This is a genomic window from Sphingomonas sinipercae (assembly GCF_011302055.1).
Taxonomy (GTDB): domain Bacteria; phylum Pseudomonadota; class Alphaproteobacteria; order Sphingomonadales; family Sphingomonadaceae; genus Sphingomicrobium; species Sphingomicrobium sinipercae.
The window spans coordinates 1474682-1490289 of sequence record NZ_CP049871.1; the positions used below are offsets into that span (position 1 = coordinate 1474682).

Consider the following 15608-nt stretch of genomic DNA (forward strand, 5'->3'; position numbering starts at 1 on the left):
AGCGGTCGCGGCCGCGCAAGGCGCTACGATCTTGAAGAAGGCCGATCGCAATCCAACATGGCGTTCGGGATGGGGGAAAACAGCACGATCGACATACGCCTGGAGTCCGGTCATGCCGGCTGGCGGCTGGATCGTGCGCTTGCCGACGCCGTGCCCACCCTGTCGCGCGAGCGGCTTAAGGCGCTGATCCGTGCCGGTGCGCTTGAACCGGCCGTTCGGGACCCCGCAACCAAGGTCCGCGGCGACGAGGCGTTCCAGCTCCAGGTCCCGGAACCGGAGCCGGCGCACAACGAAGCGCAGGACATTCCGCTCAAGATCGAATTCGAAGACGAACATTTGCTGGTGCTCGACAAGGACGCTGGCCTCGTCGTGCACCCCGCCGCCGGCAATGCCGACGGGACTTTGGTCAATGCGCTGCTTCACCATTGCGCCGGCCAGCTTTCGGGGATCGGCGGCGTTGCCCGCCCGGGCATCGTCCATCGCATCGACAAGGATACGTCGGGCCTACTGGTCGTCGCCAAGACCGATGTTGCGCACGAGGGGCTGGCGAAGCAGTTCGCCGCCCATTCCATCGACCGGCGCTACCTGGCGATCGTCTCCGGCGTGCCGAAGATCGCGCAGGGAACGGTCGATGCCCCGCTCGCCCGCTCGACCACCAACCGCAAGAAGATTGCGGTGACCACGCCCGGCCGGGGCAAGCGTGCGGTGACGCATTGGAAGCGGATTGAGTTGCTGCGCGATTCGGCACTGGTCGAATGCGCGCTGGAAACCGGCAGGACTCACCAGGTGCGCGTACACATGGCGTCGATCGGCCATCCGCTGCTTGGCGACCCGGTTTACGGTGGTTCCGGCAAGGCCAACCGCGACCTGCTGAAATCGCTGAACTTCGAACGGCAGGCGCTGCACGCGGCGACGCTTGGCTTCACTCATCCGGTGACGAAGCTCCGACTGTCGTTTCACAGCGGCATGCCGGCGGACATGCAGGAACTGTTCACTGCCCTTATGGTATAGGTTTGGATTGGCTACGGATGACGGTAAGAGCGTCCGGGCCCTTGGAGAATGGAAGCAATGGCGACGCGAAAGGCTGGGGCAGTATCGATCCCCGCATCGGGCGGAGAGGCTGGCCTCAACCGGTACTTGGCCGAGATCAAGAAATTCCCGATCCTCGCCCCTGAGGAGGAGTTCATGCTCGCCAAGCAATGGCGCGAGCATGGCGATACCGAGGCGGCGGCGAAGCTCGTCAACTCGCACCTGCGCCTCGTCGCCAAGATCGCCATGGGCTACCGCGGCTACGGCCTGCCGGTCAGCGAGCTGATCAGCGAGGGCAATATCGGCCTGATGCAGGGCGTGAAAAAGTTTGAGCCCGACCGCGGTTTCCGCCTCGCCACTTATGCGATGTGGTGGATTCGCGCCTCGATCCAGGAATTCATCCTGCGCAGCTGGTCGCTCGTGAAGATGGGCACCACCGCCGCCCAGAAGAAATTGTTCTTCAACCTTCGCCGGATGAAGAACCAGATCAACGCGTTCGAAGACGGCGACCTGAAGCCGCAGGACGTGACCAAGATCGCCACCGACCTCGGCGTGACCGAGGACGAAGTGATTTCCATGAACCGTCGCATGGCGATGGGCGGCGACACCTCGCTCAACGTCAGCCTGAAGGGCGACGAGGGCGGCGAAAGCCAGTGGCAGGACTTCCTGGTCGACAATGGCCCGCTGCAGGACGAGCTGATCGCCGAGGACGAGGAAAGCCGGGTCCGGCACGACCTCCTGCTGTCGGCGATGGACTCGCTCAACGATCGTGAAAAAAACATCCTGACCGAGCGCCGCCTGTCAGACGATCCCAAGACCCTGGAGGAATTGAGCCAGGTCTATGGCGTCAGCCGCGAACGCATCCGCCAGATCGAGGTGCGCGCGTTCGAAAAGCTGCAGGGCGCGCTGATCCGCCTCGCCACCGACAAAAAGCTACTCGCAGCCGCGTAAGCGGCGTCAGCGACAGCTTTCTGCTCGCAGCCGCGTAAGCGGCGTCAGCGACAGCTTTCTGCTCGCAGCCGCTTAGCCTTTGTCCTCCAGCTTGGGCGGATCGGGCGTCGCATCGGCCATGGTCGGCGCTTCGCGGCGGTCGGGCTCGTCGCTGGTAGCGACATTGTCCGCCGCCCAGGCGCCGCGCTGCCCCAAAGGTACCGGCGGCCCGGTGGTGCTGTCCTTCGCGGTCTGATGCTCGATTTCGCTGTTCAGCTCGGCACCGAAGATTAGGGCGTAAGCGGACAGGTAAATCCACGTCAGTAGCGCGATGATCGTCCCAAGCGATCCGTACGTCGCGCTATAATCGGTAACCTGCGTCACATAGACGCCGAACAGTGACGTCAGGAGCAGCCATGACCCCGCCGCGAATAGCGAACCCGGCGTAATCCATGTCCACTTCGCATTTTCTCGGGACGGCCCGTAGCGATACAATGACGCCGCGATCCCCGCCGCGGCCACGGTCATCGCCAGGTAGGCGCCGGCTTTCGCCCCGAACACGGCCATCGGCGAAGCGTCGCTCGGTCCCGTTCCGAAATAGGAAATCGCGGCCGTGGCTCCAAGCGCGACGATCGCCAGCACCACCGCCACCACGGTCATGGTCATGGCGATGGCGTAGAAGTGCAGCAGCGTGCGCTTCTCCTTCTCCTCGTAAGCGATGTTCATCGCGGTGATGATCGCGCCCGCGCCGTTGGTCCCGCCATAAAGCGCGACCAGCAGCGCCGCGACGAGGCTGAAGCCCTTGGTCTGCTCGGACGTCTGCACCGCCGCGATCAATTGCTCGGCGATCCACTTGGCGACGTCGGGCGGCAGCACGTCGGTCAGCGACCGGACGTTGCTGACCACCGTCGAGGCGTCGGCGATCAGTCCGTAGAGGAGGACGATGATGCCGAGCAGCGGCACCAGGGCCAGGAACCCGTAATAGGTCACCCCCGCGGCGACGAGGCCGACATTGTCCTGCCACGTCCGGATCCAGGTTCGCCGGGCGATATCCTTCCACGCGGCGGGCGGCATTTGCCAGGGCGATTCGGCTCGATGCCCCCTGTCTCCCGCCCTGCCCGCCGCTTGCTTTCGCTGTGCATCCATCCGGCATTAAACCGCGCGACGCCGGCGCGTTCCGGGCAAGGTCCGATCCACGAGCGCTTCCGCCGGCGATTAGGCCCAGGAGCCTCTTGCCAAGCCGGCAAAAGAGTCCGAGCGTGATCTTTCGGTGCGCCAGTTCGCGCCTTCTACCGCGACTCGCGCGCCCGCTGACACGGACGAGAGGAGAGTCGCATGCCCCATGGAGCCCACGCCAACGGTACTCGAGTCATCGCGCTGGTCGGACCGGCCGGCGCGGGCAAGACCAGCTTGGCCGAAGCGATGCTTCATGCCGCCGGCGCGACCGACCGTCTGGGCTCCACCGGCAACGGCACCAGCGTTGGCGACAGCAGCCCGGAAGCGCGGGCGCGCGGCGGCTCGACCGAGCTCAACCTTTACCATTTCGACTATCTCGGCGACCGTTTCGCGCTGATCGATTGCCCCGGTTCGATCGGCTTCACGGCTGACGGCGCGCGCGGAGTCGCCATTGCCGACATGGCGATCGTGGTCGTCGACCCGGATTCTTCGCGCGCCCCGCTGGCAGCGCCGGCGCTCAGGATGCTCGACGAGCTGGGCATCCCGCACCTGATTTTCGTCAACCGGATCGACCAGGCGCACGGGCGCATCCGCGACCTCCTCTCCGCGCTTCAGCCAATGAGCGTTTCGCCGCTGATCGCACGCCAGATCCCGATCCGCGAAGGCGACAGGGTGACCGGCTTCGTCGACGTCGCGCTTGAACGCGCCTTCCATTACCTGCCCGGCAAGGACAGCGAGCAGATCGATATTCCCGGCGATGTGCAGGAACGCGAAACGCAGGCGCGCACGCAATTGCTGGAGCAGCTCGCGGACCATGACGACGAACTTCTGGAACAGCTCCTCATGGACCAGGCGCCCGAGCCGGAGCGCGTTCTCAAGGATCTCGCCCGTGAGACGAGCGAGAGCCTCGGCGTGCCCGTCCTGTTCGGCTCCGGCGGCAGCGGCTGGGGCATCGGCCGCCTGTTGAAGGCTCTGCGCCACGAAGCGCCCGATCCGCAAAGCAGCGCCCGACGCCTCGGGGTCACCGACGCCTCGCTCTACGTCTTCAAGGTCCACAATGGCGGCACCATCGGCCGCCTCGCTTACGCCCGCGCGCTCGGCGGGCGGATCGCCGAAGGCTCCGACCTGAAGACTGCGGACGGTGGCACGGCACGGCTCGGCGCCATCTTCTCGGTGCAGTGCGAAAAGACCCAGAAGGTCAGCGAGGCCAAGCCCGGCGACATTGTCGCGCTCGCGAAGATCGAAAACGTGAAAAGCGGCGAGTGGCTGAGCAGCGGCGCGCTGCCGGCGCCGGTTGAGGTCGACTATCCGGCGCGCAATTGCGCCTTCGCCATCGAGCCCGCCGACCGCAAGGACGACGTCAAGCTGTCCGGCGCGTTGCAGAAGCTGCTTGAGGAAGATCCGGCGCTGCTGCTTGAACAGCATGAGGGCAGCCACGAAATGCGCCTGAAGGGCGTCAACGACGAGCATCTCAACACCGTCATTGCGCGCCTGAAACGCCGCTACGGCGTTGAGGTGAAGTCGCATCCCCCGACCGTGGGCTATCGCGAGAGCATCCGCCGGACCGTCACGCAAAAGGGCCGCCACAAGAAGCAGTCGGGCGGCCATGGCCAGTTCGGCGACGTCGTCATTGAAGTCCGCCCGCTCGCACGCGGCGAAGGCTTCCGCTTCGAGGAGAAGATCCACGGCGGCGCAATCCCCAAGCAGTGGATACCAGCGGTCGAGCACGGCGTGCGCGATGCGATGCGCAAAGGCCCACTCGGCTTCGAAGTGGTCGATGTCGCCGTGACCCTGGTCGACGGCAGCTACCACAGCGTCGACAGTTCGGAACTCGCCTTCCGCACCGCCGGCCGGATCGCAATGGCCGAAGCGCTCTCCGCCGCCGCTCCGCACCTGCTGGAGCCGGTGCACAAGCTGACCGTCGTCTGCCCGTCGAGCGCTACCAGCCGCGTGACCTCGGCGGTCGCCAGCCGCCGCGGCCAGATGCTCGGCATGGCGCCGCGCGATGGCTGGACCGGCTGGGACCGGGTCGACGCCTTGCTGCCGGAGGCGGAGCTTGGCGGCCTCGAAGCGGAACTTCGCTCGCAAAGCCAGGGACTTGCCAGCTACGAAGCCGACTTCGACCATCTGTCGGAACTCAACGGCACGCTGGCGGACAAAGTCGTGCAGCAGCGGACGCCAGAGCTGGCATGACAGGCCCCGGCCGCGCCTCTATGAGGGCGGCCGATGGGGAAGCCGCGGGTTTGGGTGCTGCTTGGCGGCCGCAAGGGGGACAATAACCAGCTGCTCGCCCTTGCCGGCGCGCTCGGCTGGCCGTTCGAGGCCAAGCCGCTGCGCTACAATCGCCTGCGCTTGCTGAGCAAGCGGCTGCTTGGGCCTACGCTGGCGGTGCTCGACGAGCCGTCGCGGCAATCGCTGGGTGGGCCGCTTCCAGACTTCGTGCTGGCCTCCGGCCACCGTTCGGTTCCGGTAGTGCGCGCTTTGCAAGACAGGTCCGGGGGCCGCCTCCAGTCCGTCCATATCGGCAACCCGCGCGTCTCGCCTCGCCACTTCGGCCTGGTCGTCACGACGCCGCAATATCCCGTTCCCGACGGCCCCAATGTCCTGCGGCTACCGATCAGCCTCTCGCCGCCGGCCAAGCTGGCGAAGGCGCGGGGCAAGCGGCCGACGCGCCTTCTCGCGCTTGGCGGCCCGACCGCCTTCTGGCGGCTGGACGAAGAGGCTTTGGCACAGGCCGTTCGCACGCTGTCTGCTGCAGCCACAAAGGACGGCGGCCGACTAGTGATATCGGCAAGTCCACGCACGCCGCCGGCACTGTCAAAGCAGTTGCAAGCCACAACGACGCCCTTCGCGGACCTGCTTGCCGAAGCCGACGAAGTCTTCGTCACCGCCGACAGCGTCGCTATGATTTCCGAAGCCATCGCCACCGGCAAACCGGTCGGCATCATCCCCGTCCGGCCGACCGCCGCCGGCCGGATCGCCTTGGCCGTGGCGGATGCGCTCGGGCGGCCCGCCTTTCCGCGCGACCTGCGTCGTTTCTGGGCCGGGATCGATCGCCTTGGGCTTGCCGGTACCGTCGAAGCTCCGCGTCGCGGCGATGTCCCTGACGTTCTTGCCCAGGCGGTTGCCCGCGTGAAATCGCTGGCGTTACCGCAATGAGGCGCTGGCTGCAGGACGAGCACTTCCGGTCGCTGCTGAAGAACAGCGGCTATCTCGCCGCGTCCAAAGCCGTCGCCGGAGTCACCGGCTTCATTACCCTGGCGCTGGCTGGCCGAAGCCTCGGCGTCGCCACCTTCGGGATGCTGATCCTGGTCGCCAGCTACGCCCAGGCGGTCGGGGGAATCGCCAAGTTCAACAGCTGGCAGGTCGTCGTCCTCTACGGCTCGCCAGCCATCGAGCGGGGCGACCTCCACACCTTTCGCCGGGCCACCGATTTCGCCGTCGGCCTCGACCTCGTCAGCGGCCTTGTCGCCCTCGCCGGCTCGCTCCTCATCCTGCCGTTCGTCAGCCAAACCTTCGGCATCCCGCCGCAATATGTCGCCTACGCGCTGATCTACTGCTTGCTCGTGCCGACCATGGGCTCCGCCTTCACCGGCGTCTTGCGCGCCTTCGACCGCTTCGACCTGCTCAGCTGGCAAGGCACCATCCAGCCGAACCTGCGCGCGGTGCTGGCCGCGATCGGCTGGTGGCAGGGCTACGGCTTCGATTACTTCTTCGCCATCTGGTTCGTCACCGACGTCATCGCCGCGCTTGCCACCTTCCTGTTCGCCCGGCGCGAGCTCAAGCGCCATTCGGTCGGCCGTATCCGCCCGTCGCTCAGCGCCCGCGACCTGCCCAACGGCTGGCGCTATGCGATCAACGTCAACGTTAACTCGACGGTCAGCACCAGCTGGGGCCCGGTCGGTCGCTTGCTCATCGGCGGCCTGCTCGATGCGGCGTCGGCGGGCCTCTACCGCGTCGCCTCCTCGGTCGCCGACGCGGTGCAGAAGCCGACGATCCTGCTGACCAAGGCGCTGTATCCGCAATTGCTCCGCCTCGACCCCAGGACCAAGGCGCCCTGGCGGCTGCTATTCCGGGTGATCGTCTCCTCGGGCCTGCTCAGCCTGCTGCTGATCCTGGTCGCCGCTTTGTTCGGCGAATGGGTGCTGGCCGCCGCCTTCGGTGCGGAGTTCATCGGCGCTTACAAGGTGCTGCTGATCCTGCTCGGCGCGTCGCTGTTCAGCCTGGTCAGCTTCCCGATGCCGCCGATGCTGGAATCGCTTGGGCGGATCGGCATCCCGACCGCCGCGAACATCGCCGGGGCGATCGCCTATCTCGCCGCTTTCTACCCGCTCACCACCAGCTTCGGCCTGGTCGGCGCCGGCCTTGCCTTCCTCATCGGCAAGCTGGTCGTCACCATTTACATGACGGCGGTGCTGGCATCGGAACGCGAACGCCTTCATCGGGACAACCCGTGAAGAAGTGGCTCAAGGAAACGTGGCCGGGGCGGGTTTACCGGCACTGGCACGACAATGCCGTCTTCGGGTGGCAGCACCGGCGCGTCCGCCACGCCGTTGCGAGAGCGTTCGCCGCGACCGAGCCCCTGGCGCTTCATCGCGCTATTGCGGTGGGCGGCAGCTGGCCGGACGCGCAGGATGAGCGCCCTCTTCTATTCGCCGCGTGCGACGCCGCATATTTTCGCCGCTTCGCCCGCTATCTCGCGATTTCCAGCATCGTTCGAAGCCCCGGCACCCGCGTCCACCTGCACGTCTACGAGCCGGCCGACGATGCCATCGCGGAGATAGAAGCACTCAACGTCCGCTGGCCCGGGCGGCTGACCGTCAGCCACGAACCGGCCGCTCGCAACCCCTACGCCGGCCCCAGCAAATTCTATTTCGCCGCCGCGCGCTTCGCGATTTCCGCGCGCCTGCGCGAGACGACTGCAGCGCCGATCATGATGATCGATGCCGACGGGCTGGTGGTGCGCGACCTGCTCCCCGGCTTTGCCGCTTTTGCCGACGCGGAAGCCGGGTTCATCCACCAAAGCGGCAGCGTCGCGCCGTACCGCCAGATCCTCGCCTCAGCCATTTACCTCGGCCGCGACGGCGCCGACTTTTTCACGCGGTTGGCGGACGCCATCGGCCTCGCGCTGCGGGATCGCGGCCGATACCATGTCGACCAGATCGCCATTCATTACGCGCTCGAATATTGCGCCGCCCACGGCCGCCGGATCCACGAGCAGGACGTCGATATGCGCTGGAGCGACAGCGACTTCGCGCCCGACGCGCTGATCTGGTCGACGCGCGGTCCGCGCAAGGTCCGGTTCGAGGAGCTTCTGGCGACGTTCAAGGACCTCGATGTCGCCGGCTGACCGCCGCCTGCCGCGCATCTGGGGCTTCCTCGGCCACCGAGTCGGTGACAACAACCAGTTGCTCGCGCTGTGCGAAGCGCTCGCGCTCCCGTTCGAGACTCGGACGTTGAGCTACAATGCCATGCGCCGCCTCGAAGGCTTTCACCCGCGCAGCTTCGCCAGTCTCGAACGCAGCGCTCGGCGCACGCTCCAGCCTCCCTGGCCGGACCTGCTGATCACCGTCGGTCGCCGTTCGGTCCCGGTCGCGCGCAACGTGAAAAGGCTGAGCGGCGGGCGCACCCGGCTGGTGCTGATCGGCCACCCGCGCGTCGATCCGGGCGACTTCGACCTGGTCATCACCACGCTGCAATATCCCCGGCCCGACCATCCGAACGTGCTGGTCCAGCCGCTGGCGATGAGCCGGATTGGCAAGCCGCCCAAACCCACCGACGCGGAACGCGCCTGGCTGGACCGCGCTGCCGCCCCGCGCCTGCTGATGGTGGTCGGTGGATCGACCAAATATCATGACCTCGACCCCCACCGCATGGCCGAGGCGGCGGTGCGGCTCGCGCGCCGTGCCCAGGCGCGCGGCGGGACCCTGATCGTGACCGGCTCGCCCCGGACCGACCCAGCGGTGCTCGCGGCAATCGAAGCGGCGGTCGCGCCAATGGAACAGGTCGTCGTCCGCGACCGCCATCCCCGCTTCCCGGTGCTGGTGAATGACGCCGCGGAAAACTTCGTCACCGCGGACAGCTTCGCGATGATCTCCGAAGCGGTCCTGACCGGCAAACCGGTCGGCCTGATCCCGGCTTCGCTCAACGCCACGGGACGCCGTTGGCTTGGCGACGAAGGGAAAGTCGGCGGCAAGCGGCGGGACATGCGCCGGGTTTGGGACGATCTGGCCCAACGCGGCTGGATCGGGACGATGGATGAACCGCGCGCTGCCAAGGCGGACAATCCGACCGACGCCGCCGCTGCTCGCGTGCTCAGCTTATTGAACGGCTAGGCCATCCCCTCGACGACCAGGACGGGCTTCCAGTCGCCTAGGCCGTTCGTCTCTGCAAAGTCCTCCGGGAACGGCTCTCCCGCATGGATGCCCCCAGTGACGAAGACCGTGTCGAGGCCCATGCGCGCTGCGCCAAGGATATCGGTCTGAAGTCCGTCGCCGACCGCCAGCACTTGTGCCTTCGGCGGATCGCCGGCCAGCTTCAGCGCATGGGCGTAGATCGCCCGGTGCGGCTTGCCGTACCAGGTCGCCGCTCCGCCTAGCGCCTCGTAAACATCGGCCAGCGCTCCCGCGCACGGTTCGGTCACGCCGCCGCGCACGACGACCCGGTCGGGGTTAAGGCAATGGAAACGCACGCCCCGCGCCGCCAGGTCGGCCAGCTGCTGGCGATAATCCTCGACCCGCGGCCGATCCTCGCTGAGGCCGGTACAGGCAAGGTCGGCAAAGGTGTCGTCCGGCGAAAAGCGGACCCCCGCCCCTTCCAGGATCGATCGATCTGCGGCGGTGCCAAGGAATCCGACCGGCTCCGCCAACGCCTTGAGGCCGGCGATCCCCGCCTCTCCGCTGGTCGCGATCGCGTCCCAATGGTCCCTGGTCAGGCCGATGCGCTGCAGTTGCCGCTCGACGGCATCGGCGGTGCGCGGTGCGTTGGTCAGAAGGATGACGAAGCGCCCCTGCTCCCGCCACTCGCGGAGCCGGTCGGCGGCGCCGGGGTAGAGCGTCACGCCATTGTGAATGACGCCCCAGACGTCGCACAGGATGACTCGATAGTTGGGATCAAGCGACTGGAGCGGATTCACTCGAGCCCCGCGTCCGCTAATGCCTGCTCGATCGGGTCGACATCTTCGGGGTTGTTGAGTTCGCGCAAGGCGAATGACGGAGTCGCGACTTCGACAACGGCCACCGGCACGCCGGCAACTAGGAAACGGAGCTGCTCCAGCCCCTCCAACGTTTCCAATTCGCTGACCGGGGTCGCGACATAGCGCTCCAGCGCTTCGGGGCGGTAGGCATAGACCCCGACGTGCAGCCGAATCGGCGACACGTCCGCATTCAGCGCGCCTGCCGGCAGGTGCGGGATCAGGCGCTTCGAGAAATATAGCGCCTGCCCGCGAGCGTCCGTGACCACCGATGTGCCGCCGACCCTGCCGGCGGCCTCCTCCGCCTGCAGCGCCTGCACTTCGCTGCGGCGAAGGCGCAGCGCCGGCGTTGCCACGAGCGCGTCAGAATTATCGGCCATGCGCGCCGCCAGCGCCTCGACGAAGCCGGGCGGCGTGAGCAGCGCATCGCCCTGCAAATTGACAACGAGATCGACGTCGCCAAGCTGGCCAAGCGCTTCGGCGCAGCGCTCGGTCCCGTTGCGGCATTCGGGCGACGTCATGATGACGCTCGCGCCGAATTCGCGCGAAGCCTTCGCAATCCGCTTGTCATCCGTGATCACGTGGACGGAATCGACGCCCGAAACCCGCTGCGCCGCCTCATAGCTGCGCTGGATCAGCGGCTTGGGCGCACCGCCGGCGCCACGCAGCGGCACCAGCGGTTTTCCGGGGTAGCGCGAGGATTGGTAACGCGCCGGGATCAGGATTGCGGTCTTCACCGGAGCGCCGGGCAATCGTGGATGTGAAGCACGCCGACCGGCTTCTTGCCGCTCTCGTCTTCCTCGACGACGAACAGCACCGTGATCTTGTGCTCGTCGAACAGCAGCAAGGCATCGTCGACCAGCGCATCGGGGGCGACGGTCACCGGGTCCTTCGTCATGAAATCGCTCGCCGGATGATCGAGGCCTCGCTCGACATTGCGGCGCAAGTCGCCATCCGTAATCACGCCGATCAGGCAGCCCTGCGCATTTGTCACGCCGATCGCGCCGAGGCGCTTGGCCGTCATCTCGACGACCGTCTCGTGCATCGAACTGTCGCCGGAAATCAGCGGTAGGTCGCGGCCGCCGTGCATCAGCTTGCGGATCGGCTTCAGGCGCGCGCCGAGCGATCCGCCGGGGTGCAGCCGCCCGAAGTCCGTCCGCGTAAAGCCGCGCTGCCGCATCACCGTCATCGCCAGGGCGTCGCCAAGCGCCAGCGTCATCGTCGTCGACGTCGTTGGCGCCACCGCTTCCGGCCCCGCTTCCGCCCAGTGCGGCAACACCAAGGGAGCGGCGGCGGCCTCGGCGAGCATCGAGGCCGGGTTGCCGGTGATCCCGATGACCGGGATCGCCACGCGCTCGAAATGATCGATGACGGGCTCGAGCTCGGCCGTTTCGCCGCTTTGCGAGATGAGGATCGCGACGTCGCCCTGCGCGGCCATGCCAAGGTCGCCGTGGATCGCTTCGGCGAGGTGGAGGAAGATCGACGTCGTGCCGGTGGACGCAAAGGTCGCGGCGATCTTGCGCCCGATGTGGCCGGACTTGCCGAGCCCGCACACGATCAGCTTGCCCTTGCACGTGAAGATCAGCTCGACCGCGCGCTCGAATTCCGCGCCCAGCCCGTCGGCCAGCGCCTCCAACGCGCGCGCTTCGTCGCGCAGAATGTCGCGCCCCCACTCGACCGTGTCGGATGTCGCTTCGTCTGCCATATGCGCGCCCTAGCCGAAGCTGCTCGCGGCTGTGAAGCTTGACGCGAGCGGGCGCGGCGTCTTGTGTCGCTCCACAACAGGGGAATTGCATGGCGACGAAGCTTACCAGGTTCATCCTTATCGGCCTGGTCCTTGGGATCATCGCGGGTTGGGCGATCAACGTATCGGTCGCCGACGGCACGCCCGCCGGCGATGCGCAGCTCAAGACGATTGCCGGCTATTTCTCCATCCTGACGACGGTGTTCCTGCACCTGATCAAGATGATCATTGCGCCGCTGGTGCTTTCGACCATGGTCGTGGGAATCGCCCACATGGGCGACACGACCGCGCTGGGCCGGGTCGGCATCAAGGCGTTCGGCTGGTTCGTTTGCGCCAGCCTGATTTCGCTCAGCCTCGGCCTCGTCCTGGTCAATGCGCTGCAGCCGGGCGTCGGCCTGGCGCTGACCATCCCGCCGGCCGACGCGGCCAGCGGTGTCGACCGTTCCGCCTTCGACCTCGCCAAGTTCATCGCGCACATCTTCCCGACCTCGATGGTCGACGCGATGGCGCAGAACGACATCCTCCAGATCGTCGTCTTCTCGCTCTTCCTAGGCGTCGCGATCACCGCTGTCGGGGAACCGGCGCGGCCCCTGGTCCGGGCGCTCGAAGCCCTGGTCAAGGTGATGCTTCAGGTCACCGATTACGTGATGCGCTTCGCCCCGGTCGCGGTGTTCGCGGCCGTGACCGCCAGCATCGCCGAGCGCGGCATCTCGATCCTCGCCACCTACGGCTATTTCATGGGCAGCTTCTACATCGGTCTGGCGATCCTCTGGATCCTGCTGATCGGGGTCTGCTTCCTCATCGTCGGCGGGCGCACGCGCCACCTCGTGCGTTACATCCGCGACCCGATCGTGCTCGCCTTCTCCACCGCATCGTCGGAAGCGGCCTTCCCGCGCACGCTGGAGGCGCTCGACCGCTTCGGCGTTCCGCCGCGGATCGCCAGCTTCGTGCTGCCGCTCGGCTATTCGTTCAACCTCGACGGGTCGATGATGTACATGACGTTCGCGTCGATCTTCATCGCCCAGGCCTATGGCATCGACCTGACGATCACGCAGGAAATCCTGATGCTCCTGACGCTGATGATCACGTCGAAGGGGGTCGCCGGGGTCCCACGCGCCAGCCTGGTGGTGATCACCGCAACGCTTGCCCAGTTCAACATCCCCGAGGCCGGGATCCTGATGATCCTTGCCGTCGATCACTTCCTCGACATGGGGCGGTCGGCGACCAACGTCGTCGGCAACGCTGTCGCCAGCACCGTGGTGGCCAAGTGGGAAGGCGAGCTCGACCCGCCCGAACCGGTCGATATCGAGCCGCCCCACGCGCCGTCGCATCGGCCCCCTCCGCCCCCAGGGGACGAGCCCTTCTGAAATTATTGTGGCAGCGCGGCGGCGCTCCAGATCCAGGCGGAGGCGGGAAAGCGCACTTCCCCGTCCTTTGCGTAGCGCTCGATGACTGGCTTCATTCGGGCGACTGCCGCCGGACGCTTCGCTTCGTCCATCTGGCGAAGCACCGCCGACGCCGGCCCGATCGTACAAAGGTAATCCAGCGCTTCCGCCACCGCCTCGCGGCCCGCGCCGGCGACGTAGGTAAAATCCACGGCCTCGGCGGCGATTGCGGTCCACCCCGCGCCGGAAAGCAACTGCCGCACGTAATCGGGGTCGGCAAAGGCGAATCCGCCAGCCTCTCGGCCGGGGGATGGAAGCGGCTGGTCGGCAGCCGCCGAGCCCAGTTCCGATGCCCAGGCATTCGCCTGCCAGTCGCGAAAGCAGGAAAAAACCAGCTTCGCGCCCGGCGTCGCCGCATTGGCCAGCGTGCGGAAGGCGCGCTGCGGATCGTCGAAGAACATGACGCCATGCCGCGAGTAGATAAGATCGAACGGACCATTGTCGGCCGCGATATGCTCGGCATCGCCGACCGCAAAGGTGACGGAAGATTCACGCGCAAGCCGCTGCCGTGCCACCTCAAGCAAGTCGGCCGAGACATCGGCGGCAACGATCGTCGCGTTCGGCAGTGCTGCGGCGACGTCCGCCGTGGTCGCGCCCGCGCCACAACCGATTTCGAAAGCGCGAAACCTTCGGTCGGGGGCAGCAGCCCTTATGCGTTCGACCAATGGGGCTTCGATCCCGGCCAGCCCGCGGTCGGTTTGCCGCCACCGCGCCGCCCAAACCACACCACCGGCGCTCGCCCAATCGCTTGCCGCGCTCATTTTCCGCCCCTTGCATGTTCGTTACCGCTGCGCCAGCAGCAGCGCCCTCATGTCATTCCAGATCGAACAGACCGCGGGCAAGCCGCGCCCGCCCGGCACGCGCGAGATGACGGCGCTGCTCGCCGGCCTAATGGCGCTCAACGCCTTCGCCATCGACGCGATGATCCCTGCCCTGCCCGACATCGGCCGGGCATTGAACGTCGCCCATGAAAACGATCGGCAGCTGGTCGTCGTCGCCTACATGCTCGGCTTTGGCGCGACGCAGCTGATCTGGGGCCCGCTTGCCGACCGCTTCGGGCGCAAGCCGATCCTTGCCGCCGGGGTCACGCTTTATGCCATCTTCGCGCTGACCTGCGCCTTTGCCGGCACTTTCGCGCTGCTGATCGCCGGCCGGGCCGCGATGGGCGCGTCGGCCGCGGTGACCCGGGTGCTCGTCGTGGCCATGGTCCGCGACCTGTTCGAAGCCGAAGCCATGGCCCGGGTGATGAGCCTGGTGTTCATGGTCTTCATGCTGGTCCCCGTCCTTGCCCCCAACATCGGCCAGGCGATCCTGCTATTCGCGCCGTGGCGCGCGATCTTCGTGGTGCTCGCGGTTTATGCGGTGATCATGTTCACCTGGTCGTGGATCCGCCTGCCGGAAACCTTGCACCCGGAATTCCGGCGCTCGCTCAACTGGCGGGAAATCGGCGACGCTGCCTGGGAAACGCTTCGAGAGCCGCAATCGCGCGGCTACACGATCGCCCTGACCGTCACCTTTTCGGCGCTGGTCGCCTACATTTCCTCGGTCCAGCAGATCGTCTTCGACGTGTTCGACAAGCCGCAGCTGATCGGCCTGGTGTTCGCGGCGGTGGCCGCGCCGATGGGCGTCGCGTCCTGGGCCAATTCAAAGGTGGTCGGCCGTTTCGGCCTGCGCCGGGTCGGCCATTCCGCAGCGGTCGGCTTCGCGCTGGTGACCGCCCTCCATGCCGCGATTGCGCTCGCCGGCCACGAAACGCTTGCCACCTTCATCATCCTGCAAGGGCTGACGATGGCCTGCTTCGCCTTCACCTCCTCCAACCTGGGGACGCTGGCGATGGAGCATATGGCGCCGATCGCCGGCACTGCGTCCTCCGTCCAGGGCGTGATCGGCACGGTCGGGGCCGCTATCGCCGGCTTCTTCATCGGCCGCGCGTTCGACGGGACGGCGACGCCCTTCCTGGTCGGGACGGCTGCCTGCGCCAGCGCGGCCCTGCTGGTAATTGTCCTAACCGAACCCAAGCGCCTGTTCGCGCCGATCCGGGTCGACACCGGCGAACCGACGGAGCGGGCGGAAGCCTGAGCCGCCGCCCGCC

The 15608-nt window shown here is 66.9% G+C and carries 14 protein-coding genes; 9 read left to right on the forward strand and 5 right to left on the reverse strand.

Features of this window, described 5'->3' with window-relative positions; all coding sequences use genetic code 11:
• Positions 1 to 57: 57 nt before the first annotated feature.
• Positions 58 to 1011, forward strand: coding sequence for an RluA family pseudouridine synthase (locus G7078_RS07690; RefSeq protein ID WP_246166308.1), 954 nt, complete (start codon positions 58 to 60; stop codon positions 1009 to 1011).
• Positions 1012 to 1068: 57 nt separating this feature from the next.
• The gene (gene rpoH / locus G7078_RS07695) at positions 1069 to 1980 is read left to right on the forward strand and encodes an RNA polymerase sigma factor RpoH (RefSeq protein ID WP_166094671.1); all 912 of its coding nucleotides are present in this window, start codon (positions 1069 to 1071) and stop codon (positions 1978 to 1980) included.
• Between the two features lie 72 nt (positions 1981 to 2052).
• On the opposite strand, the gene G7078_RS07700 is transcribed toward rpoH, so the two are convergent.
• Positions 2053 to 3033 (reverse strand): YihY/virulence factor BrkB family protein, encoded by a 981-nt coding sequence (locus G7078_RS07700; protein WP_246166310.1) that lies wholly within the window; start codon positions 3031 to 3033, stop codon positions 2053 to 2055.
• 261 nt (positions 3034 to 3294) lie between these two features.
• Here G7078_RS07700 and G7078_RS07705 point away from each other — a divergent pair, with 261 nt between their 5' ends.
• Genes G7078_RS07705 through G7078_RS07725 form a run of 5 tightly spaced genes read left to right on the forward strand, consistent with a single transcriptional unit; the run spans position 3295 to position 9470 of the window.
• The gene (locus G7078_RS07705) at positions 3295 to 5328 is read left to right on the forward strand and encodes an elongation factor G (protein ID WP_166094676.1); all 2034 of its coding nucleotides are present in this window, start codon (positions 3295 to 3297) and stop codon (positions 5326 to 5328) included.
• A gap of 33 nt (positions 5329 to 5361) precedes the next feature.
• Entirely contained in the window at positions 5362 to 6294 is a 933-nt protein-coding gene (locus tag G7078_RS07710; protein ID WP_166094678.1) for an ELM1/GtrOC1 family putative glycosyltransferase, read from the forward strand.
• Positions 6291 to 7592, forward strand: coding sequence for a lipopolysaccharide biosynthesis protein (locus tag G7078_RS07715; RefSeq protein ID WP_166094681.1), 1302 nt, complete (start codon positions 6291 to 6293; stop codon positions 7590 to 7592). Before G7078_RS07710 ends, G7078_RS07715 begins: the two co-directional genes overlap by 4 nt.
• Positions 7589 to 8485, forward strand: coding sequence for a hypothetical protein (locus tag G7078_RS07720; RefSeq protein ID WP_166094683.1), 897 nt, complete (start codon positions 7589 to 7591; stop codon positions 8483 to 8485). The genes G7078_RS07715 and G7078_RS07720 overlap by 4 nt, the downstream gene beginning before the upstream one ends.
• Entirely contained in the window at positions 8472 to 9470 is a 999-nt protein-coding gene (locus G7078_RS07725; protein WP_166094685.1) for an ELM1/GtrOC1 family putative glycosyltransferase, read from the forward strand. The genes G7078_RS07720 and G7078_RS07725 overlap by 14 nt, the downstream gene beginning before the upstream one ends.
• Here the strand turns inward: G7078_RS07725 and G7078_RS07730 are convergent.
• The 3 genes from G7078_RS07730 to G7078_RS07740 are packed head-to-tail and all read right to left on the reverse strand — an operon-like array spanning position 9467 to position 12032.
• Positions 9467 to 10270 carry a TIGR01459 family HAD-type hydrolase gene (locus G7078_RS07730; protein ID WP_166094688.1) on the reverse strand — a complete coding sequence of 268 codons (804 nt, stop codon included), beginning with the start codon at positions 10268 to 10270 and terminating at the stop codon, positions 9467 to 9469. The two genes, G7078_RS07725 and G7078_RS07730, sit on opposite strands and share 4 nt — an antisense overlap.
• Positions 10267 to 11064, reverse strand: coding sequence for a 3-deoxy-manno-octulosonate cytidylyltransferase (locus tag G7078_RS07735; protein WP_166094691.1), 798 nt, complete (start codon positions 11062 to 11064; stop codon positions 10267 to 10269). The genes G7078_RS07730 and G7078_RS07735 overlap by 4 nt, the downstream gene beginning before the upstream one ends.
• A complete protein-coding gene (locus G7078_RS07740) occupies positions 11061 to 12032 on the reverse strand; it encodes a KpsF/GutQ family sugar-phosphate isomerase (RefSeq protein ID WP_166094693.1) in 972 nt (323 codons plus the stop codon). The genes G7078_RS07735 and G7078_RS07740 overlap by 4 nt, the downstream gene beginning before the upstream one ends.
• 89 nt (positions 12033 to 12121) lie before the next feature.
• Here G7078_RS07740 and G7078_RS07745 point away from each other — a divergent pair, with 89 nt between their 5' ends.
• A complete protein-coding gene (locus G7078_RS07745; RefSeq protein ID WP_166094695.1) occupies positions 12122 to 13438 on the forward strand; it encodes a dicarboxylate/amino acid:cation symporter in 1317 nt (438 codons plus the stop codon).
• Between the two features lie 2 nt (positions 13439 to 13440).
• Here the strand turns inward: G7078_RS07745 and G7078_RS07750 are convergent, their stop codons facing one another.
• Positions 13441 to 14277, reverse strand: coding sequence for a class I SAM-dependent methyltransferase (locus G7078_RS07750; RefSeq protein WP_166094697.1), 837 nt, complete (start codon positions 14275 to 14277; stop codon positions 13441 to 13443).
• Positions 14278 to 14326: 49 nt separating this feature from the next.
• On the opposite strand from G7078_RS07750, the gene G7078_RS07755 reads away from it, so the two are divergent.
• The gene (locus tag G7078_RS07755) at positions 14327 to 15595 is read left to right on the forward strand and encodes a multidrug effflux MFS transporter (protein ID WP_166094700.1); all 1269 of its coding nucleotides are present in this window, start codon (positions 14327 to 14329) and stop codon (positions 15593 to 15595) included.
• The last annotated feature ends 13 nt before the right edge of the window (positions 15596 to 15608 follow it).